Here is a 22,378-nt window from a genome sequence, read left to right on the forward strand (position 1 = left end):
ATTTTTTCTGTTTGGGAAGTTTTGTGGGCAGGTATTTTTTTGGCGAGAGGATCGGTTGGTTCCGATCCAATGCGGAAAGGCGTATTTGCAGAAGTGTACCCCTTGTTTCCGGAAACCGGACCGCGGTTAACCAAAAAAAGCCCGACTACCGAAGCAGCCGGGCATGGACATGGTATGCATGCGATGATTAATTACTTCCTGGAGCGGGTGCCGGGGTTGCCGGAGCCTCCAGACCCAATTTGGCCAATACCAGATCGGTAAAGGGGTCGTTGTCCTTGGTATACAAAAGAACGGGCGACTGCCCTGCTGCTTCCGAAAACACATGGGTGTAGTTGTTTTCGGCAGCTACTGCGTTGATGGCGTTGTACACCTTTGTCTGTACCGGCTCCAACAGTTCCTGCAGCTTCCGTTGATAGGAAGATTGAGCATCCTGTTGAAACTTCTGAATTTCCTGCTCCATGCCCTGCAGCTCACGCTCTTTGGCAGCACGTGCTTCGTCGGTCATGGTCTGGGCAGACTGCTGATAGGATGCCACTTGCTGCTGGAAACTCTGCGTTTTGGTTTGGATTTGCTGTCCCAACTGATTGCTATAATCCTGGATATCAGCGTCAATTTGCTCCATCTCCGGCATCAGGCTCATAATATATTCCACGTTGGTGTACCCGATTTTCAAATCCTGAGCACTTGCTACAAATCCAAAGCAAAAGAGGGCTATTGCTGATAGGATGATTCTTGCTTTCATAATTGTTAAACTTTGTTAATTTTAATTGTTTTCTTCTAATCCTAATTCTTCTATGATAAAATCCGAGTAATCGTGCCTGGGGTCCGTATAGATTATGGACGTGGGGCTGCTTGCTTTGTCGAACAAAATAGCCAGCCCGTTTCGTTTGGCTACCCGGTCTATCGCATCGTAAATGGTGGATTGCAAGGGTTGCAGCAGTTCCGATTGTTTTTGGTACAATTGGCCATTTTCGCCAAAAATACGGTTGTTAAAGGCCCTTGCTTCCCGTTGTTTTTCCCTAATCAGTTCCAGACGTTCCTGGTACATCTCATCTGTCAGCAATACCTGCTCTCCTTGCAGGTCACTGTACATTTGCTGTATTTCCTCTTCCAAATTTTGTGCCTCTTTTCGCCACTCCGAACTCACCGCCTCCATTTCTTCCTGAATCTTCTTGTAATCCGGGTGTTTATTGAGAATGTACTCGGTATCCACATAGCCCATCTTCTGCGCCGAAAGCAACATGGGGAAAAGGGAAAGCAAAAGTAACAAATTCAGGGATTTTTCCATAATTATCTGAATTGTTGCCCGATGGTAAAGTGGAACATGCCTCCACTTGGTCCGGGATTGGGGTTGCTGATGGATGGAACTTCGTCAAATCCATAGCCCCAATCGATACCCAGCAGGCCAAAAGCCGGCATAAATATTCGGGCACCAAAACCTGCAGATTTTTTCAGGTCATACGGATTGTAGTCCGCATAGTTGCCCCAGTTGTTTCCGGCCTCGGCAAATCCCAGCAGGAAAATGGTCGCCGAGGGATTGGGTGATACCAGAAATCGGAGTTCCATCACGTGCTTGTTATACACCACTCCTCCATACGGAACCGGTGCATTTGGCTGCCCGCGGAAGTCTCTTCCGGGAGTAATGGACTGGTTTTCGTAGCCCCTAAGCCCGACGATCTCCTGCCCCAGGGCGAAGTTCATCATGTTCATGCCGTCGCCTCCCAGCACAAAGCGTTCCAACGGTATGATGCCGATGCGGTCTCCATACGAGCCCAGGAATCCCAGGTGGGTACGGGCACTTAGTACCAGTTTATTGGAGCCAAATACCGGGGTGTATAGGGATGCATCAAACATCCATTTGTGGTACTCCAGCCACTGGTATTTTTCCTCATCCTGAGATTCCTGATTGATATTCGGATTCATCGAGGTATAAGGCGGTGTGAGGGTTGCACTCAAGGTGATATTCGACCCGAACCGCGGGTAGATGGGGTTATCGATGTTGTTTCGCGCAATCGTGGTGTTCAGTGCTACACTTCGTGCGGTTCCCGTATTATAGGTCAGCCCGAAGAAATTTCCGTATTCGTCAAAATCGTATACCTGAAACTGCAGGTTATTGCTGACCTGAAAGTAGTCATCCGGCCAGGTAACCCGTTTGGCCAATCCGATGGATGCCCCGGTAATCTTGAAAGAGCCCAATTCCTGACCAAAGTTATTCCGGTTAAAAAAATCAATCTGCCGCTGTACGGAGTGATTGAAACTAAAGCTCAGGGCATTGGGTTTTCTTCCGCCAAACCAGGGCTCGGTAAAGGACATGCTGTAGTTCTGGAAACTTCGTCCATTGGCCTGTACCCGCAGGGAGAGCTTCTGCCCGTCACCTACCGGCAGGGGACGCCACTTGGAAAAGTCGTTGATGTTCTTAATCGAGAAGTTGTTGAAAGTCAGACCGACGGTACCCACAAAGCCAAACAAACCTCCCCAACCTCCGGAAAGTTCGATTTGATCGTTGGGTCGTTCTTCCAGCTTGAAGGTAATGTCCACCGTTGCGTCCTCGAAATTGGGCCGCATGTCGGGTTCGATGTTCTCCGGGTTGAAGTACCCGATCTGGGAAAGTTCCCGGATGGTTCGTACCAGCGCACTTCGGTCAAATTTCTGTCCGGGCAGGATTCGAATTTCCCGCATGACCACGTGGTCACTGGTTCGCTCGTTGCCCTCGATGGAGACGCTATTTACGGTTACCTGCGGGCCTTCAAAGATCCGCATTTCTATGTCGATGGAATCGGCCTGTACGTTTACTTCTACCGGATCAATGGTGAAAAACAGGTATCCATTGTCTTGATACAGGGAGCTGACATCGTCTCCCCGTTGGGGGTCGTAATTCAGCCGTTTGTCCAGCTTTTCCTTATCGTAGATATCTCCTTTGAAAATGCCCAGTTTGGCTTGGAGCTCTTGGTCCGTGTGGATGTAATTTCCTGAAAAACTGATGTTGCGGTAGTAATATTGCTGGCCCTCTTCGATGTCAATGTCAATGTTGATGCGGCTGTCGTCAAAGCGATAGATGCTATCGGTGAGGATTTCGGCATCCCGGTAGCCCCGGCTATTGTAAAAATCGACGACCGAATTCTTATCGTCCCGGTAGTCACTTCGGACAAATTTGGAACCATTAAAGAAATTGAGTTTGAAATTTTTGTTGATGTATTCTTTCACCTGATCGTCAGAGACGGGGTTTCGTTTGGTAACCGCTTGTCCAAGATTTTTTGGATTGGCGTTGAGTAAACGGGAGACCAGGTCTTTGAAGATGTATACCCGGGCATGTTCATTCGTACCCTTCATTTTCTTTTTGATGCGGGTATCGGCGATGTTGTCGTTTCCGTAGAGCTTGATTTCGTTGATACGCACTTTCGTTTTCTTATCCACGTCAAAGCGCAGCTTCACGCTGTTGGGCAGGGTAGTATCCCGCTCCTGGATCACCTTCACCTCTGCATTCAGAAAACCCTTGTCCACAAAATAATCCCGGATATTCCGTTGCGCGTTGTTCAAGACATCGTCCCGGACCACTCTTCCCCGGATATTTACTTTATCTTCAAGTTCTCCTTCCTGAGTTTTGTTGATGCCGGAATATTCTACGCGGCTGAAGCGGGGTCTTTCGGTGAGATCGAGCAGCAGGTAGATGTCGTCTCCTTCAATTTTGGTGACCAGGATTTTGACATCGCCGATGATTCCCTGTCCCCAAAGTTTTTTCAACGCACCCGAGATGGCATCTCCGGGAACGGTGATCTGATCGTCTACCCGAAGACCGGCCAGTGAAATGATGGCGGTTTCATCCAGGGTACTCAGGCCCACGGCTTCTATTCCAGCCAGGCGGTACTTTTTTGGATTGGAATAATCCAGATCGATTATATCCACCGGCTCTTGACGGGTATACCGGCTTTGCCCCAATCGAATCTGGGCTTCTGCCACTCCGGTCACTAGCAGCAAATAAATAATCAGTAAATAGTTTCTCATTTCAAACGATAAGTTTAACCCCCTAATCCCGGGGATTAGTGAGCTGAAATACCCCGAAAAACGACATGTGTTTTCGGGTGTGCACGGTCATTCGGAGGGCTTAATCTGGGCACCGGTTTTTCCAAACCTTCGTTCCCTTTTCTGATAGGCCAATATGGCTTCATGAAGGTGTTTCTTTCGAAAATCCGGCCACAATACTTCCGTGAAGTAGAGTTCGGTATAAGCCAGCTGCCACAACATAAAGTTACTGATCCGTATCTCACCACTGGTGCGTATCAGTAACTCGGGATCGGGAAAATCGGCAGTGTTCAAGTGGGAGGCAATGGCTTCCTGATTGATGTCTTTCTCCTGGATTTCCCCGCTGACTACTTTTTTGACAATTTCTTTTACAGCCTGGGTGATTTCCCAGCGGCCACTGTAGCTCAGGGCCAGTACCACGGTCATTCCGGTATTGGCATTGGTTTTTGCTTTTCCCAGGTTCAGGTGTTCCTTGCATTTGCCGGGAAGGCTATCCGTATCTCCTATGGTGGCGAGCCGGATGTTGTTTTCCATCATGGTGGGCACTTCGTCGGTGATGGCCTGTACCAGGATTTCCATCAGTGCATCCACCTCTTCCTTGGGCCGGGACCAGTTTTCGGTAGAAAATGCGTATAAGGTAATGAATTTCACGCCCAATTCGGCAGCTCCCTCAATGGCATCCCGAACGGCAGCAATTGCGTTTCGGTGGCCAAAGATTCGCATGGCACCCTTTTTTTGTGCCCACCTACCGTTGCCATCCATGATTACCGCAATGTGTTGAGGGATATTCCCTTTATCAATCACTTCCTTCATTCCTGTGTACGCTTCCAAATTGTAATGAATTACAAAAATGACACTTCTTTTCCAAAAATTCTATCCTGTGGTCAATTATTGTAGGGATAGCATTTGACTTGGTGGAAGGAATAGCTGATAGAAACGCCCAAAAAATAGTACCAATCCCGGTCCGAGTGATTGCCAAAATTGATGGAATTGGGGTCTAGTGTTGGATTTCCCGTGCCGGGATCGGTTCGAAACCTCGGGATAGCATTTGGATCGTTGCCGATTTTATCCAGAAAGTCTGAAAAGGTAGCCTTGGCGCCGCCTTCAACCGAAAGGAGCAAGCGGTCCCGGAGCTTGTATTTGATTCCCAGACCAAAAGGAACGATAGCGGTACTAACCCGGTAGCTGCCTGGCTGTGGATCGGCTGCATAGGCCTGCCCATTACCAAAGAAGGTACCGATACCCAGGCCAAAGAAGCCGAAAGGGGAAAACCGGGAGGGGGACTGCTGGCTCATGTAATCCAGAAAATGGAATTCCATGGTGGCGGATGCTTCTACCATGGTGCCGGTAAAGTACGCGTCGCGAACCAAAGCTACCGGATCAATGGGATGAATGCTATCTGCCGCATTAAGCCTGCTCACGGAAAGCCCCACCCGCAGACTCCAGGCATTGTCAAAATTTCGTCTGCCAAACAACGTTCCCTGAATACCCAGTTGGGTCGGGTCGATGGTCCGGATAATGTCTCCGGTATAGGTCCCTGCTCCCAATCCCATTCCTACCTCGTACTGCTGTGCGCGGACAGTCAGGCCCTGCAGAAACAATACTGCGGTGAAAACGATCGTGTAATACCTGGTTTTATTCAAGTCGCTGCAATTTATAAACTACCCAACGAATAAAAAACCCCTCACAGTATATGCTGGGTTAAATATTGTTAAAACTAATTCCGCATGTCAAAGCCCCAATTCAATTTTTGCCTCAGGGTGTCGAAGAAGCTGTAATTCGGGAACTTAACCAATTTGGCCACGAATTTTTCTTTTTTGATCTTTAAGGCCACCGAAGCATCAATGGGTGTAGACCTGGAGTCTAAAGATACCAGAAATTTTTCGCTTCGGCCTTCAATTTTGAAAGTGATTTCACTGTCATCCGAGACCACGATGGGACGCACATTGAGGTTATGCGGACTCACGGGTGTGATGACAAAGTTTTTTGCTGCGGGGGAAATCAAAGGGCCTCCACAACTCAAGGAATAACCCGTGGAGCCGGTAGGCGTGGAAACGATCAGTCCGTCGGACCAATAGCTATTGAGGTAGTCCCCGTCTATGTAGGTGTGTACCGTGATCATGGAGGAAGTGTCCCGCTTGTGAATGGTAAACTCATTGAGCCCAAAGTTCAGCCCGTCAAACAAAGGAATGCTGGATTCCAGGCATACCAGGCTTCGGTCTTCCAGTGAATACCTTCCGGCCAGCAAGTCTTCTGCTGCAAGGGCGATTTCTTCTTTGGCAATGGTGGCTAAAAATCCCATTCTCCCGGTGTTGATTCCCAATACCGGAATTTCCAGCGCACCGATGCGGGCAATGGTATCCAGCAAGGTGCCGTCCCCACCAATGGAAATGACAAAGTCCATCGCTTTTATCCCAACTTCGCCTTCCTGAAGTACCGATGTACCCGGCGCAAATTCCGTGTCCCGGATGGATTTGAACAGGCTTTTGGTAACCCACACTTCCTGCCCCTGTTTTTCAAAGGCCTGGATTAATTGCTGTATGTAGGTGTGAAATTCGGGAACTATTGCGATGCCGTGAAGTAGGACGTTCATGTACGATCAGATGTCTAAAAATCGAAGCAAATTACCCAACCGGTCCTGCTCGCTGCTGATGCCTCCTTCTTCCTGGTACTGGTCGATTATTTTGTAGCCAAAACGTTCCAAGGTTGCTTTGATATGCCGCAACTCTACCTGATCCGTTTTTAACGTTACCTTGATTTTGCTATCGTCGAGGGGATCGTTGGAGATAAAGCTGCTGAGGATTTTGGCATTTTCGGACTCCACCACCCGGGCGATGTCGTAGAGGCTGTAATCGGTCATAAACATGGACAGAATCAGCACGCCACCCGGTGTTTGGATGGATATGGAGTCAGTGAACGCAGATACGGCATCTTCCTCGGTGATCACCCCCTGGTATTTTAATTCCCGGTCCAACACGGCCACCATGTTTACCTGGTTTTCGGAGGAGATTCGCAACACCTCGTAGATGTGCCGGTCCAATTGCACCACACAAGAGTTCGCCAACAACTCCACTTCGCCAATGGTCAGCTCCGGGTTGTTGATATCGTAAATGATTTCGTCCGTGATAAATCCTTTGAAAACACCCTTTTCTACCACGGGCAAAATAGTTGTTCGGATCTCTTCCATCCAGGATAGGGCCATCTTCACCTTGTCCGTGAATTTCAGGGGTGGGATCAGATGGTTGATAAAGTCTAGTGCCCTCATGTAGCTAAAGGTATTAAAAGGATTCGAAAAATAAAACGCCTGCTGCTGCTGCTTGGTTCAAATCCGGAAGAATACACTGGATTTATGCAAAAATACTTCCCATTCAGGGTAGACCTGAGAGTGTGTCTGCCAGCAGCTGTGCCATTCCGCTTTTTTTTACGTAAAGGTCAATCCAATTTTGCAAAAGCTGCTCTCCGTGCTGCGTGAGATGGGCTTCCGGATGAAACTGTAGGCCCATGAGCGGCAGGTTTCGGTGGCAAAATGCCATGAGTTCTCCCCTGTCTGTTTCGAGCAGCACCTCCAGTTCGGCCGGGAGATCCTGCAATTCCAGGGAATGGTACCGCGTCACCTCAAATTGCTCCGGTAAGCCCGCAAATACCGGGTGCCTGCTTTTCTGGGATACCGTAGAAACCTTTCCGTGCATGGGGCGCCGACTTTTCCGAAGACTGGCGCCAAAATGCATCCCCAATGCCTGATGCCCCAGACATACGCCCAGTACTGGAAGCCTGTGTACATAGGGGACCAGCAGCTTCATTAGGTTTCCGGCGCTAGCCGGTGTTCCCGGTCCCGGCGAGAGTACCATGGCCGAAAAATCCAGGGACTCCAGTTCGGCTGCCGATACGTCGTTACGAAGGACGCAAACTTCCTCCCCCGACCGCCTCAGGTAATCCGCCAGCATGTGCGAAAAGGAATCGAAATTATCAATTAACAGAATCACCGATGGAGCTGTTTACGAGTTCTTTGATGGTGGCAATGGCGGTATCGATGATGGGCGTATAATCGTCCAATATGGCCACCATCGTCGGGGCTATTGGTACCAACAAGGGATAAATGACAGAGCCTTGCCGCATTTCCTCAGGCACCTCAAATTCAAAAGAATGGGCTACCCAGATCAAAAGACTGATCATGATAGACCATTTGATCAGCCCCAGGATGCTGCCGGCAAAATTGTCAAAGGTACCCAAAATGGTCAGGTCCAGCGCCTGCTTGACCAGGTAGGCCAAAATCCGGATGGTGATCGTCACTGCCAAAAAAATAAGAATAAACGCAACAAAAGGAAGCATAAAGGTCAGGCTCTCCACCCGCTCCGCCAATAGTTCTGCTCCCCAGTGCATGAACCGAAAAGCCAGAATGATGCCGATGAAAAATGCGATGATGGACAGGAGTCCAATAAATAGTCCCTGCCGGTACCCACTAAACGCCCCCACGGCCAATAGGCCCACTATGATCAGATCGATGGTGCTCAAGGTTGTGCCTATGAGTTAAGCATGGCTTTGACTTTTTGGGAAATGAGTTTCCCATCGGCCTTCCCTGCCAGTTTTTTGGTGGCAACGCCCATGACTTTGCCCATGTCCTTTGGACCCTCGGCCCCGGTTTCTGAGAGGATGGCCTGTAGTTCCGCTTCCAGTTCCGCTTCGCTCAGCTGCTGCGGCAGGAATTCCTGAATAACCTGCAATTCGGAATTTTCCAGGGCTGCCAGATCTTCCCGGCCCTGTTTCTCAAAAATTTCCAACGAGTCCTTCCGCTGTTTGGCCGCTTTGGTCAATAGCTGAATCTCGTCTTCTTCAGACAGGCCCTTATCCCCACTGCCTTTGGTTTCTTCGAGCAAGATAAGCGATTTTATCGCCCTCAGCGCCCGCAACCTGTCCTTGTCCCGGGCCAACATCGCCTGCTTGATTTCTTTTTCTATGTTGATTTTTAGACTCATGGTATGCTAGTTAATGTTCGTTACCTGCGAAAAGCGATCCAAACCCGGATCCGGACAAAAAAGGCGAAGGCCTAAACTTCGGCTTCGTTACCATTGTTTACGCAATATATTTAATTTAGTGCAAAATTAACGCATATTTGGAACATGACGAAATTAAGTGTCAACATAAACAAAATTGCCACCTTGCGGAATGCCCGGGGAGCCAACAACCCGGACCTGGTGAAAGTCGCCCTGGATGCAGAACGTTTCGGTGCTCAGGGCATCACCGTGCATCCCCGTCCGGACGAGCGCCATATCCGGTACTCCGATGTGATGGCCTTAAAGAACCGGATAACGACGGAATTTAACATCGAAGGCTACCCCGATCGTCGCTACCTGGAGATCATCCGGGAAGCCCGACCCGCCCAGGCCACCCTGGTGCCCGATCCCCCGGAAGCCCTGACTTCCAATACCGGCTGGGACACGATCAGCCACCAGGACATGCTTCGGGATATTATCGCCGAATTGCACGACTATGGGGTTCGAACGTCGATTTTTATCAATCCGGAAGCCCGCTACTTTGAAGCAGCCAAAGCTACCGGCACCGACCGGGTGGAGCTGTATACAGAGCCCTATGCCAGCGGGTATCCCAAGGACCGCGAAAAGGCCGTGGCTCCTTATGTGGAGGTAGCCAAGCTGGCGCGGGAACTCGGCCTGGGACTGAATGCCGGTCACGACCTGGACCTGCACAACCTGAAATTTTTGAAAGAAAACATTCCCTATCTGGACGAGGTGTCTATCGGCCATGCCCTGGTATGCGATGCCCTGTACTATGGCCTGGAAAACACCATACAGATGTACCGCAGGCAATTGGACGTATAAAAACAAACGACGATGAAACTCAATTTCAAAAAAAGCGGCAACGGGAAACCCTTTTTGATTCTCCACGGATTATTTGGCTCTGCGGACAATTGGCTGGGGATCGCCAAAAATCTGGAGGAAAACTATACCCTGTACCTCATCGACCTCCGCAACCACGGCGACTCGCCGCATTCCGAAGAATGGAATTACCAGGCGATGGCGGAAGATCTCCGGGAATTGCTGGATGCCGAGGGATTGGATAGCGTCTACCTGCTGGGTCATTCCATGGGCGGAAAAGCCGCCATGAAACTGGCGTTGATGTACCCGGAACGGGTGGCTAAACTGATTGTGGCAGACATTGCCCCCAGGCCCTATCCCGTTCATCACCAGCACATCCTGGAAGCGTTAAACGCCGTGGACCTGGACGCCGCCGATTCCCGAAAGGCGGCAGAAGCTCAATTGGAGGAATTCATTGATGAAAAAGGTATCCGGCAATTTTTACTGAAAAACCTGACCCGAACCGAGGGGAAATTTGCCTGGAAAATAAACCTGCCGGTGATTACCGAAAACATAGAAAATGTAGGTGAAGCCATCGATTCGGAGAAGCCTTTCGACAAGCCCGTATTGTTTTTGGGCGGGGTCAATTCTGATTACATCCAGGAAAAGGACAAGGCCGATATCGACAGGATCTTTCCGGAAAACCACCTGGTTTACATCAAGAATGCCGGCCACTGGCTGCATGCCGAGCAGCCAGATGCGGTAGTGGCTACGTTGAAGGCCTTTCTTGACGCGTAGGCGATCTCGCCATTAAAAAAAGCAGTGGGATTGGAAATGCACCTATGGATCCGTTCAGACTGCCGCGGGTGCATGGCTATTTTCGATTCCTTTTTATTCCCATCTGCACCCTCGCAGGAAGGGCAGAACCCGCCATAGGTAATAAATTTCCAAATCGATCTCAACCAAAATCCCCCTTTCTCTTATGGAAACAGGGGGATTTACTACCAAAATAAAAAATCGACCGAGAAATATACCTTTCATTCCCAAAAAAAAGCCGCTTTAATCAGCGGCTTTTTTTTGCTTTTACTAACTACTATCACAATCTTTTGATGCGGATATTCCTGAACCAGACATCGTCATTGTGGTCCTGCAAGGCGATTTTACCTTCCTTGAAGGTAGCAAAATCTTCCCATTGGGCGAACTTGCTATCTGCCACCATGGCTTTCCATTGCTCGTCCCAAAGGGTCGTTTCTACCGTTTTTACACCGTTGAGAAAGAACTGGAGTTGACCGTCTTCGACTTTGATTTCCGTAAGGTTCCATTCACCTACCGGTTTGGCGGCCTCCTCGGAGGATTCAATCAGGTCGTACAAGTCACCGGTGCGGTGTGTCACGATCTGCCCGTCCCGGTGGCCGTCGTTATCGAGCAACTGGTATTCCGGGCCCGTATGGTACGGCGCACCGTAGTTGCCGGTGTCTTGCACATGAAACATGATGCCACTATTTCCGTTTTCAGAAATCTTCCATTCTATCTGGAAGTGGAAATCCCCGTAGGAATCACGTGTCACCAAATCACCACCGGTAGTGCCACTTTTCTTCTTTTCGGAATTAAAGTACAGCACACCGTCTGCCGCTTCCCAGGCTTCTCCGGGCTGATCTTTTCCATAACCGGTCCAGCCGGTAAGGCTGCTTCCGTCAAAAAGGCTGATCCATTCTTCTTCCGTCACGATAATTTCTTCGATTTGTTCGTCAGAGGCGGTTTTCTCCTGGGTGCCGGGGCCGCAGCCCCAAACCAGCATTGAGCCCAACGCCAACGACAGCGATAGTTTGTTCATAGACTTATTTTTTTAACAAAAGTACATAACGCACCATGTCTTCGGCATCTTCTTTGGACAATGCCGGATGCGCGGGCATCGGTATTTCTCCCCAGACCCCCACGTTGCCGGCAATTACCCGTCCGGCAAGCATTTCCACGTTCTCGTCCGTCGTTTCGTACTTCGCAGCTACATCCGCATAGGAGGGGCCTACGATTTTTCGTTCGATCATGTGGCAACTGGGACAGTCGTTCTGCTTCATCAATTCCACACCCCGTATGAAAATGGGATCGTCTTTGTACTTTTCCTCCAGGCTGATTTCCTTCGCAGGTTCAGGCGCCGGAGGCGTGTTGGAAGAGGAAGTGGATTCGGAACTGCCGCCAGAACCACCACAGGATACAGCCATCATTGAACCGGCAATGAGGGCCAGGCTTAACTTAAGATTTAACTTCATTGTTTGTTATAAATAGATTAATTGATTCCCAATATTTTCTTGTTCAATCCTTCGTCCGCTCCCGTAGAAGCAAAGTCGTCAAAGGTTTTCTCAGTGACGCGAATGATTTTTTCACTAATAAATTTGGCTCCTTCGATGGCACCATTTTCCGGGTGTTTCAAGGCACATTCCCATTCCAATACGGCCCATCCGTCAAAATCATACTGCGATAACTTGCTGAAAATAGCATTGAAATCCACCTGTCCGTCACCCAGGGAACGGAACCTTCCGGCGCGTTCTACCCAGCTGGAATAACCGCCATACACACCTTGTCTGCCGGTGGGATTAAATTCCGCATCTTTGACGTGAAACATTTTGATCCGGTCTTTGTAAATATCGATAAACGATACGTAATCCAGACACTGCAATACAAAATGGCTGGGATCGTACAGTATGTTTGCGCGTTTGTGGTGATTTACTTTTTCCAGGAAACGCTCGAAGGTTACCCCGTCGTGTAGGTCCTCGCCCGGGTGCAACTCATAACACACGTCCACGCCATACTTGTCAAACTCGTCCAGAATGGCCAGCCAGCGTTTCGCCAGTTCCTCAAATCCGGTATCCACCAAACCAGCGGGTCGCTGGGGCCAGGGATACACCGTATGCCACATCAATGCCCCGCTAAAGGTCGCATGCGTGGTCATGCCGAAGTTTTTAGAAGCCTTGGCTGCCCACATCAACTGCTGGGTGGCCCACTTTTGCTTTCCTTTCAAGTCCCCGGCAAGTTCCGCGGGCGCAAACGCGTCGAATAGTTCGTTGTAGGCAGGATGAACCGCCACCAACTGTCCCTGCAGGTGGGTGGAAAAATCCGAAATCTCCACTCCCGCCTCTTTCACGGTAGCCTTGATTTCGCTGACATAGTCCATGTCCTCTGCCGCTCGCTGCAGGTCAATCAACCGGGCATCCCAGGTGGGGATTTGAACGGCCTTGTAGCCAATGCTCGCTGCCCAGGTACAAATGTCTTTCAAGTTATTAAACGGTGCGGTATCGTCCGCAAATTGAGCCAAAAATAAGGCGGGTCCTTTAATGGTTTTCATAAGGGTTTGTCGTTTTAAAGTTCAAATTTAGTCCATTTTTCATTAGATTTCCCACTTTTCACCACATGTTCCACAAAGGCCATGCCGCGCAGTCCGTCTTCCGATCCGGGGAAGTCTTCCCATTCCTTTTTGGGGGTCTCCCCGTTTTTGCGCGCATACAGACAGCGGGCAAAATTACGGTAAAGATTGGCAAATGCTTCCAGGTAGCCCTCCGGATGCCCGCCCGGGGTCCGAAGGTTTTCCATTGACCAGGAGGACAAATAGGGAACGTTCCCTCCGGTACGGTAAATCTGATCGGGCGCTTCGGGGTGCCGCACAATCAGCGTATTGGCATTGTCCTGCTCCCATTCCAAACCAGCCTTATCTCCAAACACCCGGATTTTGATATTGTTTTCGGCACCCGTGGCTATTTGCGTTGCCATCAAGACGCCAGAGGCGCCGTTGTCGAACTTGAGCAGTACTGCCCCGTCATCGTCCAGGGTCCTGCCTTCCACCACAATGTTTAGATCGGCGCAGAGCTTGGTCAGCTTCAGCCCGCTAACGTACTCCGCCAGGTTGAAGGCATGCGTACCGATGTCCCCCATGCAATTGGCAATTCCGCTTTTGGACGGGTCGGTTCGCCAGATCGCTTGTTTGTAATCGGTCTTTTCCAGACTGGTCCACAGCCAGCCCTGTGGGTATTCCACGTATACTTTCCGAATTTCCCCCAGGACTCCCGAGGCGATCAGGTGTCGGGCTTCCTTTACCATGGGGTACCCGGTGTAGGTATGCGTTAGGCAAAAAAGGAGGCCGGTATCTTCGATGATTTTATTGAGGGTTTTCGCTTCCTCGTAATCAAAGGTCATGGGCTTGTCCAGTACCACATGAAAGCCGTTTTCCAGGGCTTTTTTGGTTGGGTCAAAGTGAACGTGGTTGGGCGTAACAATGGCAACGAAATCAATTCGTTCTTCTTCCGGCAACTGCTTTTCTTTCTCAAACATCTCGTCGTAGGAGCCATAGACTCGCGTTGCTGGCAAAAACAGTTCCTTACCGGTTTCGGCGGATTTTTCCGGACTGCTGCTAAACGCCCCGGCGGCGAGTTCGATCATTCCGTCCATGGCAGCGGATATCCTGTGTACGGCTCCGATAAAAGAGCCCGGTCCGCCACCGATCATGCCCATTTTAAGTTTTCTGTTGCTCATTAGTCCAATCTTTGGTTTTTTGGTTTTTAAAGTTGCTGTATAACGTCTATATTTCTCAGGGAATAAGCGAAATCAAGGTCCCCCACCGAACGTAGCTACGGACCATGGAATTGGTTTCCTTACTTTCTGAAGTGATAAATTTACATTAAATTGGCTTAATTTTAAATATTTCCCAGAATAGTTTGAAGGTCGGTACCCACCGCTTTTCAACAGACAAAAAACATAATTCGACCTACCATGACGACTGCCAACCGCTTTAAGCTTTCCCTAATGATGTTTCTGGAGTTTTTTGTCTGGGGCTCCTGGTACGTGACCCTGGGTACCTTCCTGGGAAATAACCTGGAAGCGAACGGGGCGCAGCTCGCCGCCGCGTTTTCCACCCAGTCGTTTGGTGCCATCATCGCTCCATTCATTATCGGACTAATCGCCGACCGCTACTTCAATGCAGAAAAAATTCTCAGCGTGTTGCATCTGCTCGGAGCCGTGCTGATGTATTTAATGTATCAGGCGGACAGCTTCACAGCCTTTTACCCCTTTGTACTGGTATACATGCTCATTTACATGCCCACGCTTGCGCTGGCCAATTCGGTTTCCTTCAGCCAAATGAAGGATCCCTCCACCGAGTTTAGCAGCATACGGGTATGGGGCACCATCGGCTGGATCGCCTCGGGTCTGATGATTAGTTATTTCTTTGTGTGGGACAGTCCGGGAGCCATCGGAGAAGGCGCGCTACGCTACACCTTCCTGATGGCCTCTATTTCTTCCGTGGTATTGGGCTTGTTTGCTTTAAGCCTGCCGGCCACCCCTCCCGCCACCAAACGCGCCGGAAAACAGACACTCTCCGACCTGCTGGGCCTGGATGCCCTGAAACTCCTTAAAGACAAAGACTTCGCTATTTTCTTCGTGTCTTCGGTGCTGATTTGCATTCCACTGGCCTTTTACTACCAAAATGCCAACCCCTTTCTATCGGAGGTGGGGCTTTCCAATCCAACCGGAAAAATGACCATCGGCCAGGTGTCGGAAGTCCTTTTTCTGCTACTCATGCCCTTCTTTTTCCGAAAGTTTGGCCTCAAGGTTACGCTGATTGTCGGCATGTTGGCCTGGGTTGTGCGGTACGTACTATTTGCGTTCGGCGATGCCGGCGAGGGCACCTACCTCTTGCTCATCGGCATTGCGCTGCACGGCATTTGCTACGATTTCTTCTTTGTATCGGGGCAAATCTATACCGATTCTAAAGCCGGCCCCCGCTACAAAAGTGCCGCCCAGGGATTGATTACACTAGCGACCTATGGCATCGGCATGCTGATCGGTTTTTGGATCGCCGGCATCGTTTCTGACCTGTATTTTGATGGCACTGTACACCAGTGGGACAAAATTTGGCTGATCCCTTCCGGGATTGCCCTGGTCGTAACCATCTTATTTACATTTTCCTTTACGGACAACGATTTTCGAAAAGCCAATGCGCTACGAAAGCAGGAGAAAAACATTCAGGAATCCAGCAAGTTATCCTTAGAGTAGAAACAAATAAACCTAATTTAGAGCAATTATAAATTGGGAAAAGGGAAAAGAGGAAAAGGAAAAAATCTAACGTTTTCTTTGAAAATATCAATATAATTGCACTACCTAAAATAAAAAAGTAAAGTATATGGCCAATCAAAGTTATGACGCTATTGTCGTTGGGTCTGGAATCAGCGGCGGATGGGCGGCAAAGGAACTCACGGAGAAGGGATTAAAAGTTCTTCTGTTGGAAAGAGGTCCGGACGTAAAACACGTGCAGGATTATAAAAATGCTACCAAAGCTCCCTGGGAAATACCGCATAGAGGGAGAAGAACGATTGAAATGTTGGAAAACCACCCCAACCTACGCAGGGATTACGTGCTTAACGAACTCAATCTGGACTGGTGGGCACACGAAGACGAATCGCCTTACATTGAAAAGAAACCGTTTACCTGGTTTCGCGGCTATCAGGTGGGCGGGCGCTCCCTGCTATGGGGAAGGCAAAGTTACCGTTGGGCAGACATTGATTTTGAAGCCAATGCCAAGCAAGGCATCGCGGTAGACTGGCCGATTCGGTACAACGACCTGGCTCCCTGGTACAGCTATGTGGAGAAATTTGCGGGCATATCTGGAAACCGAGACGGCCTGGATATACTTCCAGATGGAGAATTTATGCCGGCCATCCCACTCAACTGCGTGGAAAAAGACATTGCCGGACGTATAAAAGATCATTTCGGTGGTTCCCGGGTGATGACCAATGCACGGGTAGCGAACATTACCCAACCCCTGCCAGGAAGACCTGGATGCCAATACCGGAACAAGTGTTCGCTGGGTTGTCCATTTGGTGGGTATTTCAGTACGCAGTCGTCCACCCTTCCTGCTGCCGTTGCCACAGGAAACCTGACGTTACGACCCTGGTCGATCGTTACTCGCTTGCTCTACGACAAAGACTCCAAAAAAGCCACCGGCGTAGAAGTCCTAGACGGGGAAACCAACCAAACCTACGAATTTGACGCCAAAATCGTATTTCTTTGCGCCTCTGCGTTTAACTCCACTGCAGTTTTGATGCGTTCGGCGACAGATATTTGGCCGGAAGGACTGGGTAGCAGCTCCGGGGAATTGGGCCATAACGTAATGGATCACCATTTTCGTCTTGGCGCCAACGGCACCGTGGAAGGATACGAAGACAAATACTATTTCGGCAGACGTCCGGGCGGATTTTATGTACCCCGCTACCGAAACACCGGAAATGAAAGCCGAGATTACCTGCGCGGATTTGGCTATCAGGGTGGCGCAAGCCGGCAGGGCTGGAGCCGAACCGTGGCCGAACTGGACTTCGGTGCGCCTCTGAAGGCAGAGCTTACCGAACCAGGCGCATGGTCCATCGGAATGACGGCCTTCGGAGAAATCCTTCCTTACCACGACAACACCATCAAGCTCAGCAAAACCGAAAAGGACAAGTGGGGCATGTACGTGTTGGAGATGAGTGCCGAAATCCGCGATAACGAAAAGAAAATGCGGGTAGACATGATGAACGATGCGGCCGAAATGCTGGAAGCCGCCGGCGTTAAGAATGTCACGACCTACGACAGGGGGTATACCTTTGGACAGGGAATTCACGAAATGGGTACGGCCCGCATGGGAAGGGATCCCAAATCTTCCGTGCTCAATGGAAACAACCAGGTATGGGATGCCAAAAACGTATTTGTCACCGACGGTGCCGCCATGGTATCTGCCGCTGCGCAAAACCCATCCCTTACTTACATGGCGATGACTGCCCGTGCGGCTGACTTTGCTGTGAAAGAACTGAAAAAAGGTAATTTGTAACACCCAAAAGGAAATCAACATGAATGCAATGAATAGAAGAGAGGCCCTGAAAAGCGTGGTGCTTATGATGGGAGGCACCATGGTAGGAGCCAACGTAATCCTAACCGGTTGCGCGCCGGAAAAACAGATTGAAGGCCTGGATTTTTCTGAGGAAGAGCTCGCTTACATGGATGAAATCGGCGAGGCCATTATTCCGGAAACGGACACTCCCGGGGCCAAGGCTGCGGGTATCGGTGGCTTTATGGCCATGATGGTAAAGGATACCTATACCGAAGAACAGCAAAAAACCTTTATCAACGGGCTAAACAGCCTGAAAGCCGATTTTAAAGCTGAAACGGGAAAGGCATTTATGGACGCTTCGGTAGAAGAACGAACCGCCTTCCTGAATCAGCTTAACAAAGCGGCCATGAAACAGGCAGGCGAAGGGAACAACGCTCCCAACTACATACTGATGATCAAAGATTTAACACTCTTGGGCTATTTCACATCGGAAGTGGGCGCCACCCAGGCCCTCCGCTACATTGAGACGCCCGGTAGATACGATCCCTGTATCGAGTACAAAAAGGGCGACAAAGCCTGGGCCATCTAATCGTATCTGAACAAATACCGTGTAAACCAGCGTAGCTTTCCTATCGGGGAGCTACGCTTTTTTATGACCAGGAACGGGCTGTGCTGCCCTTCGTCAGACTGAGTCGGGAAAGCCTCCATTCCTTCGACTTTTAGCGCTCCCGATTGGTACAAAAAGGTCTGTCCGAACCAACGCGAGAATCTACTAAACCCGAAGCCATTGGTTTATTGGATGCGCTTTTTTTATTTTTCATGTTTTAGCCTGAAGCAGGCACAGGACGTACTTTTTATAGGTAGCAAAATTTGCCCCATTTCGTTGATTGGTGAAGTGCTTGTTTTCCATCTTGGCTAATTTCTTCCTGTACTTCCATTTTACCAGCTTCATCAACAGTGGAAACCTGTCTTCCGCGAGCAGAAAACCTGCCTTCCAAACGGGGTGGACCACCTCATTGGTAAATTGGTTGACCACCTCAATCGTTTTGGAAGTTTCTTCGGTGATGTCCTTTTCGAGCAGTATGTCGACATCAAAAGTGTGCAATTTACGCTCCCACTCGGTCCATTCATGGCCTCCTCCGATGGGATGCTTTCCCGGTATAGGCCTGCGGAAGAAATCCGCAAGCAGGATGTACCCGCCTTTATTCAAAAAACTGAGCGCCCGCAGAATGGATTCATCGATGGGGATATACTGAAAGCTCTCGTTAAACATGATCAGGTCGTATTTGTCGCTGCTTTCGTAGGTTTCAAATTTACTGGTGTACACCTTTCCCTTGCCGGAGAGCAATTCTTCCGCGATTTTGTTAAGCGAAGCGGAAGGCGAAACACAGTCGACCGTATATCCCCTATGAATCAACTCCTCTGCCATTTTTCCTGAACCGCATCCCACATCCAGAATCGTTTTCACTCCTTCAGGAATGCAGGAAAATATAAGCTCATTATAGCGTTTCTGCGCTTCATTCAGTTGGGCGACATCCGCTTCCAGCCCGTCGCTGAAATACCCGTAATGCAGGTATTCCGATTTCAAAAAGAATTTAAAAACCAGAAAACCCAGCTCTAGGCCTACTTCTTTCGAATCGACTTTTTTTGCCATGGAGTAAACTATTTTGGGTGACACGAAAGGAACAAGCCGGATTTTCCTCAGGCAGGAAAGAGCTCTTTTCTTGCATTATTGCATGTTCTCCTGCCTCACCCGGAACGGGTGTATCAACTACTTTTCGATTTGTGTGTTTAAAGATAAACTTTTTATCCTTGATAATCTGAAATGGGCAAATAAAAATCTGTCTACCCTTCAACACGCGTACCATACCAATAAAGATCTAGGTCCCAGCATCAAATCCAAAAAGAAAGAAGATCCGTTGACAAAGCCTGGCTCATCTAATCGGAGTACTGTGTGGCTTCGCAAGCCTACCAATAGCCCCGCTTTCTGGAAGGCTATTTTCGTTTTATTCGGCATATTTTTTGGATAGGAACGTGATAATTGCTATACTGAAGATGAATATTACGCTGCAAACATGACCTATTTTGTACTGAATGCCCTGTTTTCGCTTCATTTTCTTTTGATATACAATTTCAGCGATCTGATCGACAAAAACGAGCCCATAAATCCCCCATCCAAAACGGAGATCGACAAGGGAGACCTGGAACGCTTCTCCAAAAACAAAACCATTCCTCAAGAAATCAGGCAGGTGGTATTGGAAGCTTTGTCTTATTTTCCAGACTTGATTCATACCGAAATTGATTTTCAGTTTAAAAACGCCATACACGGCTCCGTGATGCAAGCGCAGCCCAAAATTTCCTCCCTACTCTTTCAAAATAAGCAAAACAGAGCCTATCGTATCAAAATCAGTAGATACCTTGCCTTGGAGGACGAAACCCTGCCGATTGAAAGCCTACCCAAGGAGGTGCTTCTGGGATGGATTGGCCACGAACTCGGTCACATCAAAGACTATCTTGATAGAAGTGCATTCAATTTGCTCGGTTTCGGCGTAAAATATTACCTATCGAATACCTTTATTTCCGAGGCGGAAACCGCTGCAGACAGCTATGCCGTCGCTTACGGCCTGGGGGAGAAAATTATCGCCACAAAAAACTTTGTGCTGAATCACGAAAAAATCCCGCTGGATTACAAAAAGAAGATCGAAACCCTCTACCTATCCCCCGGTGAAATCCTATCCATGGTAGAAATGGCAGAAGAATCCCCAACGGAAGAAAATTGAATCTTTCTGGTAAAATTCGCAGCTACCGCCCCGCACGTGGAGCGTATGTAGTAGATTCCGCGCCCAAGCAAAACCATACGGCCACTTATGAGTTAAAAGGAATGAAAAGTCCTACGACAGCAGGATTCAAACCGGTAAACCATGACGCAGGAATTGCCCCTCTTTCCTTTAAAACTCATCGCTTTCCCGGAGGAAAATCTAAACCTCCACATATTCGAGCCTCGGTACAAGGAGTTGATCAACGACTGCCTCCAGCATGGGCAGACCTTTGGCATTTGCACCTTTCTGGATAAACTCATGCCGGTAGGTACGGAGGTGTCCTTGCTCGAAATCACCACTACCTACGAGGACGGAAGACTGGATATAAAAACCCGGGGCCTACGTACATTCAAAATTCTGGGTTTCGAAAACCCTATGAAAGGAAAGCTCTACGCAGGAGGAAAAGTTGCGTTCCTTCCCCTGGAATTGGAAGCCCCACAGGAAAAAAAGATTGCCTTTCGCAATTCCCTCGAAGAACTGTTTAAATGGATGCAATTTTCAGCCGACCTCCAAAACCCTTCCCTTACTTCGTTTACCTATGCCCATAAGATCGGGCTAAGCCCGGCACAGGAATACCGGCTACTCGAACTCGAAACCGAAGAAAAACGCCTGGATTTCCTTTTTGCGCATTTGAAAAAAACCATCCCCATTCTCAAAGAAATCGAAGCGTCCAAGCACCGAATCAAAATGAACGGGCACTTTAAATACCTGGATCCCTTAAATTTTTGACACGTCAGACTTTTTGATATAGGCATCCCGATTGCCCCAGCGAATGCGGTACCACATATCCTCGCTGGAATGGATGGTCACCCGGTGACCCATCTCCACCCGCTTCACCAGATTCCCCGCAGCAGAAGGACTATCCATGATCAAAACCGGGCTACCTGTAATGATCGCCTTTTCGGGAGGATCGGTAAAGTTATTGCCCACAAAAACCAATAGCAAAAAGATAAACGCAGGAACCAGAAACGGGGATTGCCTGGTCGATGACAGGTAGACCATGATCAACGACACCACCAGTAAAAGGGCGAAGAACGCCGTCAGCTCCATCTTATAATCGAGGATCACCGATAGGAATCGATCCTGATCGGAAATCTCGTAACCCTCGAGTCGATTCTGATCCGTCAGGGACTTGATTTTATCGATAATCGACGGATTTGGGTTGTAATCGTAATACTTGGACAGAAAAAGGGAGGCTTTTCCAAAATCTCCCATGCCCTCCGTAATGAAACTCATTTTTAACAACATTGCCGGAGAATACGTCTCCTCTTCGTAGAGGATCTGCTCGTAGATTTGCAGGGCCTCTTTGTATTGCTTTTGAGAAAATAAGCTATCCGCCTCTTGGAGTAGGGAAATGCTCTGCCCCTGACAGTCAGCTTCCTGGGGATTAATCAGCGAAAAAGCTGACAAAAAAACAATAAAGATCCATTTAAGATTTGGCATTATCAATCTAGTGCTTTAAATTTGCAGTCCAATTACGGAAAACTCGTGCGCAAAACCAAGTTTTCTTTTGAAATTATCAAGCGCTGAAAAGCAGGTAGTTGGCAAGATTCGATTCCGTAGCTCAGCTGGTAGAGCATAACACTTTTAATGTTAGGGTCCTGGGTTCGAGCCCCAGCGGGATCACCAAAACAGAAAACTTGTTCTTCGGAGCAAGTTTTTTTTGTTTTTACAACTTTCAGGACTGGGCGAGAAGTTTATCCCGAAGAAGGGGAGCCAGAGCGCCGCTTCGGGAAGCCCCAGCGGGATCACCAAAACAGAAAACTTGTTCTTAGGAGCAAGTTTTTTTTTGTTTTTACAACTTTCAGGACTGGGCGAGAAGTTTATCCCGAAGAAGGGGAGCCAGAGCGCCGCTTCGGGAAGCCCCAGCGGGATCACCAAAA

General features: G+C 49.0%; 24 protein-coding genes and 1 tRNA gene. 8 read left to right on the top strand and 17 right to left on the bottom strand.

The window, feature by feature from the left end; translation table 11 throughout:
• Positions 1 to 187 precede the first annotated feature (187 nt).
• From GCU44_RS18300 to GCU44_RS18345, 10 genes are all read right to left on the bottom strand, one after another.
• A complete protein-coding gene (locus tag GCU44_RS18300) occupies positions 188 to 742 on the bottom strand; it encodes an OmpH family outer membrane protein (protein ID WP_154858422.1) in 555 nt (184 codons plus the stop codon).
• A gap of 21 nt (positions 743 to 763) precedes the next feature.
• Positions 764 to 1,288, bottom strand: coding sequence for an OmpH family outer membrane protein (locus tag GCU44_RS18305; RefSeq protein ID WP_092170508.1), 525 nt, complete (start codon positions 1,286 to 1,288; stop codon positions 764 to 766).
• A gap of 2 nt (positions 1,289 to 1,290) precedes the next feature.
• Positions 1,291 to 4,002, bottom strand: a complete 2,712-nt coding sequence (locus tag GCU44_RS18310; RefSeq protein ID WP_154858424.1) for a BamA/OMP85 family outer membrane protein — start codon at positions 4,000 to 4,002, stop codon at positions 1,291 to 1,293.
• An 87-nt stretch (positions 4,003 to 4,089) separates the two neighbouring features.
• Positions 4,090 to 4,833, bottom strand: coding sequence for an isoprenyl transferase (locus tag GCU44_RS18315; protein WP_092170502.1), 744 nt, complete (start codon positions 4,831 to 4,833; stop codon positions 4,090 to 4,092).
• 71 nt (positions 4,834 to 4,904) lie between these two features.
• Positions 4,905 to 5,663: a type IX secretion system protein PorG gene (porG, locus tag GCU44_RS18320; RefSeq protein WP_092170499.1), complete on the bottom strand. Its 759-nt coding sequence runs from the start codon at positions 5,661 to 5,663 to the stop codon at positions 4,905 to 4,907.
• Positions 5,664 to 5,737: 74 nt separating this feature from the next.
• Positions 5,738 to 6,613 (bottom strand): NAD kinase, encoded by an 876-nt coding sequence (locus tag GCU44_RS18325; protein WP_092170496.1) that lies wholly within the window; start codon positions 6,611 to 6,613, stop codon positions 5,738 to 5,740.
• 6 nt (positions 6,614 to 6,619) lie between these two features.
• Positions 6,620 to 7,285, bottom strand: coding sequence for a CBS domain-containing protein (locus tag GCU44_RS18330; RefSeq protein ID WP_092170493.1), 666 nt, complete (start codon positions 7,283 to 7,285; stop codon positions 6,620 to 6,622).
• A gap of 103 nt (positions 7,286 to 7,388) precedes the next feature.
• Complete coding sequence (locus GCU44_RS18335; protein WP_154858426.1) at positions 7,389 to 8,003, bottom strand: anthranilate synthase component II; 615 nt, start codon at positions 8,001 to 8,003, stop codon at positions 7,389 to 7,391.
• Complete coding sequence (locus GCU44_RS18340; protein WP_154858428.1) at positions 7,987 to 8,532, bottom strand: CvpA family protein; 546 nt, start codon at positions 8,530 to 8,532, stop codon at positions 7,987 to 7,989. The genes GCU44_RS18335 and GCU44_RS18340 overlap by 17 nt, the downstream gene beginning before the upstream one ends.
• Before the next feature lie 8 nt (positions 8,533 to 8,540).
• Entirely contained in the window at positions 8,541 to 8,993 is a 453-nt protein-coding gene (locus GCU44_RS18345) for a GatB/YqeY domain-containing protein (RefSeq protein WP_154858430.1), read from the bottom strand.
• A 144-nt stretch (positions 8,994 to 9,137) separates the two neighbouring features.
• On the opposite strand from GCU44_RS18345, the gene GCU44_RS18350 reads away from it, so the two are divergent.
• The gene (locus tag GCU44_RS18350) at positions 9,138 to 9,854 is read left to right on the top strand and encodes a pyridoxine 5'-phosphate synthase (protein ID WP_154858432.1); all 717 of its coding nucleotides are present in this window, start codon (positions 9,138 to 9,140) and stop codon (positions 9,852 to 9,854) included.
• A 12-nt stretch (positions 9,855 to 9,866) separates the two neighbouring features.
• Complete coding sequence (locus GCU44_RS18355; protein WP_154858434.1) at positions 9,867 to 10,628, top strand: alpha/beta fold hydrolase; 762 nt, start codon at positions 9,867 to 9,869, stop codon at positions 10,626 to 10,628.
• A 298-nt stretch (positions 10,629 to 10,926) separates the two neighbouring features.
• Here GCU44_RS18355 and GCU44_RS18360 read toward each other — a convergent pair whose 3' ends face one another.
• Genes GCU44_RS18360 through GCU44_RS18375 form a run of 4 tightly spaced genes read right to left on the bottom strand, consistent with a single transcriptional unit; the run spans position 10,927 to position 14,351 of the window.
• Positions 10,927 to 11,664 (bottom strand): 3-keto-disaccharide hydrolase, encoded by a 738-nt coding sequence (locus GCU44_RS18360; protein WP_154858436.1) that lies wholly within the window; start codon positions 11,662 to 11,664, stop codon positions 10,927 to 10,929.
• A gap of 4 nt (positions 11,665 to 11,668) precedes the next feature.
• Positions 11,669 to 12,097, bottom strand: coding sequence for a c-type cytochrome (locus GCU44_RS18365; RefSeq protein WP_154858438.1), 429 nt, complete (start codon positions 12,095 to 12,097; stop codon positions 11,669 to 11,671).
• A 17-nt stretch (positions 12,098 to 12,114) separates the two neighbouring features.
• Positions 12,115 to 13,170 (bottom strand): sugar phosphate isomerase/epimerase family protein, encoded by a 1,056-nt coding sequence (locus GCU44_RS18370; protein WP_154858440.1) that lies wholly within the window; start codon positions 13,168 to 13,170, stop codon positions 12,115 to 12,117.
• Between the two features lie 14 nt (positions 13,171 to 13,184).
• On the bottom strand, positions 13,185 to 14,351 hold the full coding sequence (locus tag GCU44_RS18375; RefSeq protein WP_154858442.1) for a Gfo/Idh/MocA family protein: 1,167 nt from the start codon (positions 14,349 to 14,351) through the stop codon (positions 13,185 to 13,187).
• 237 nt (positions 14,352 to 14,588) lie between these two features.
• Here GCU44_RS18375 and GCU44_RS18380 point away from each other — a divergent pair, with 237 nt between their 5' ends.
• The 3 genes from GCU44_RS18380 to GCU44_RS18390 all read left to right on the top strand — a co-directional run bounded on the left by GCU44_RS18380 (position 14,589) and on the right by GCU44_RS18390 (position 18,265).
• Positions 14,589 to 15,869, top strand: a complete 1,281-nt coding sequence (locus GCU44_RS18380; RefSeq protein ID WP_154858444.1) for an MFS transporter — start codon at positions 14,589 to 14,591, stop codon at positions 15,867 to 15,869.
• 127 nt (positions 15,870 to 15,996) lie between these two features.
• Complete coding sequence (locus tag GCU44_RS18385) at positions 15,997 to 17,676, top strand: GMC oxidoreductase (RefSeq protein ID WP_154858446.1); 1,680 nt, start codon at positions 15,997 to 15,999, stop codon at positions 17,674 to 17,676.
• A gap of 28 nt (positions 17,677 to 17,704) precedes the next feature.
• Complete coding sequence (locus tag GCU44_RS18390) at positions 17,705 to 18,265, top strand: gluconate 2-dehydrogenase subunit 3 family protein (protein ID WP_154858448.1); 561 nt, start codon at positions 17,705 to 17,707, stop codon at positions 18,263 to 18,265.
• A 228-nt stretch (positions 18,266 to 18,493) separates the two neighbouring features.
• On the opposite strand, the gene GCU44_RS18395 is transcribed toward GCU44_RS18390, so the two are convergent.
• On the bottom strand, positions 18,494 to 19,330 hold the full coding sequence (locus tag GCU44_RS18395) for a class I SAM-dependent methyltransferase (protein ID WP_154858450.1): 837 nt from the start codon (positions 19,328 to 19,330) through the stop codon (positions 18,494 to 18,496).
• Between the two features lie 421 nt (positions 19,331 to 19,751).
• Between GCU44_RS18395 and GCU44_RS18400 the strand changes: the two genes are divergently transcribed.
• Positions 19,752 to 20,456, top strand: coding sequence for a hypothetical protein (locus GCU44_RS18400; protein WP_154858452.1), 705 nt, complete (start codon positions 19,752 to 19,754; stop codon positions 20,454 to 20,456).
• 141 nt (positions 20,457 to 20,597) lie between these two features.
• Complete coding sequence (locus GCU44_RS18405) at positions 20,598 to 21,224, top strand: LON peptidase substrate-binding domain-containing protein (RefSeq protein ID WP_154858454.1); 627 nt, start codon at positions 20,598 to 20,600, stop codon at positions 21,222 to 21,224.
• Here the strand turns inward: GCU44_RS18405 and GCU44_RS18410 are convergent.
• Entirely contained in the window at positions 21,213 to 21,938 is a 726-nt protein-coding gene (locus GCU44_RS18410; RefSeq protein WP_154858456.1) for an SH3 domain-containing protein, read from the bottom strand. The genes GCU44_RS18405 and GCU44_RS18410 overlap by 12 nt on opposite strands.
• Positions 21,939 to 22,048: 110 nt before the next feature.
• Here GCU44_RS18410 and GCU44_RS18415 point away from each other — a divergent pair.
• Positions 22,049 to 22,124: transfer RNA gene (locus tag GCU44_RS18415), tRNA-Lys, on the top strand.
• Here the strand turns inward: GCU44_RS18415 and GCU44_RS23015 are convergent.
• Positions 22,119 to 22,378: hypothetical protein (locus GCU44_RS23015; protein ID WP_161993972.1), on the bottom strand; the 260-nt coding region annotated here is incomplete at its 5' end. The two genes, GCU44_RS18415 and GCU44_RS23015, sit on opposite strands and share 6 nt — an antisense overlap.

The organism is Cyclobacterium xiamenense (assembly GCF_009467825.1).
GTDB lineage: Bacteria > Bacteroidota > Bacteroidia > Cytophagales > Cyclobacteriaceae > Cyclobacterium > Cyclobacterium xiamenense.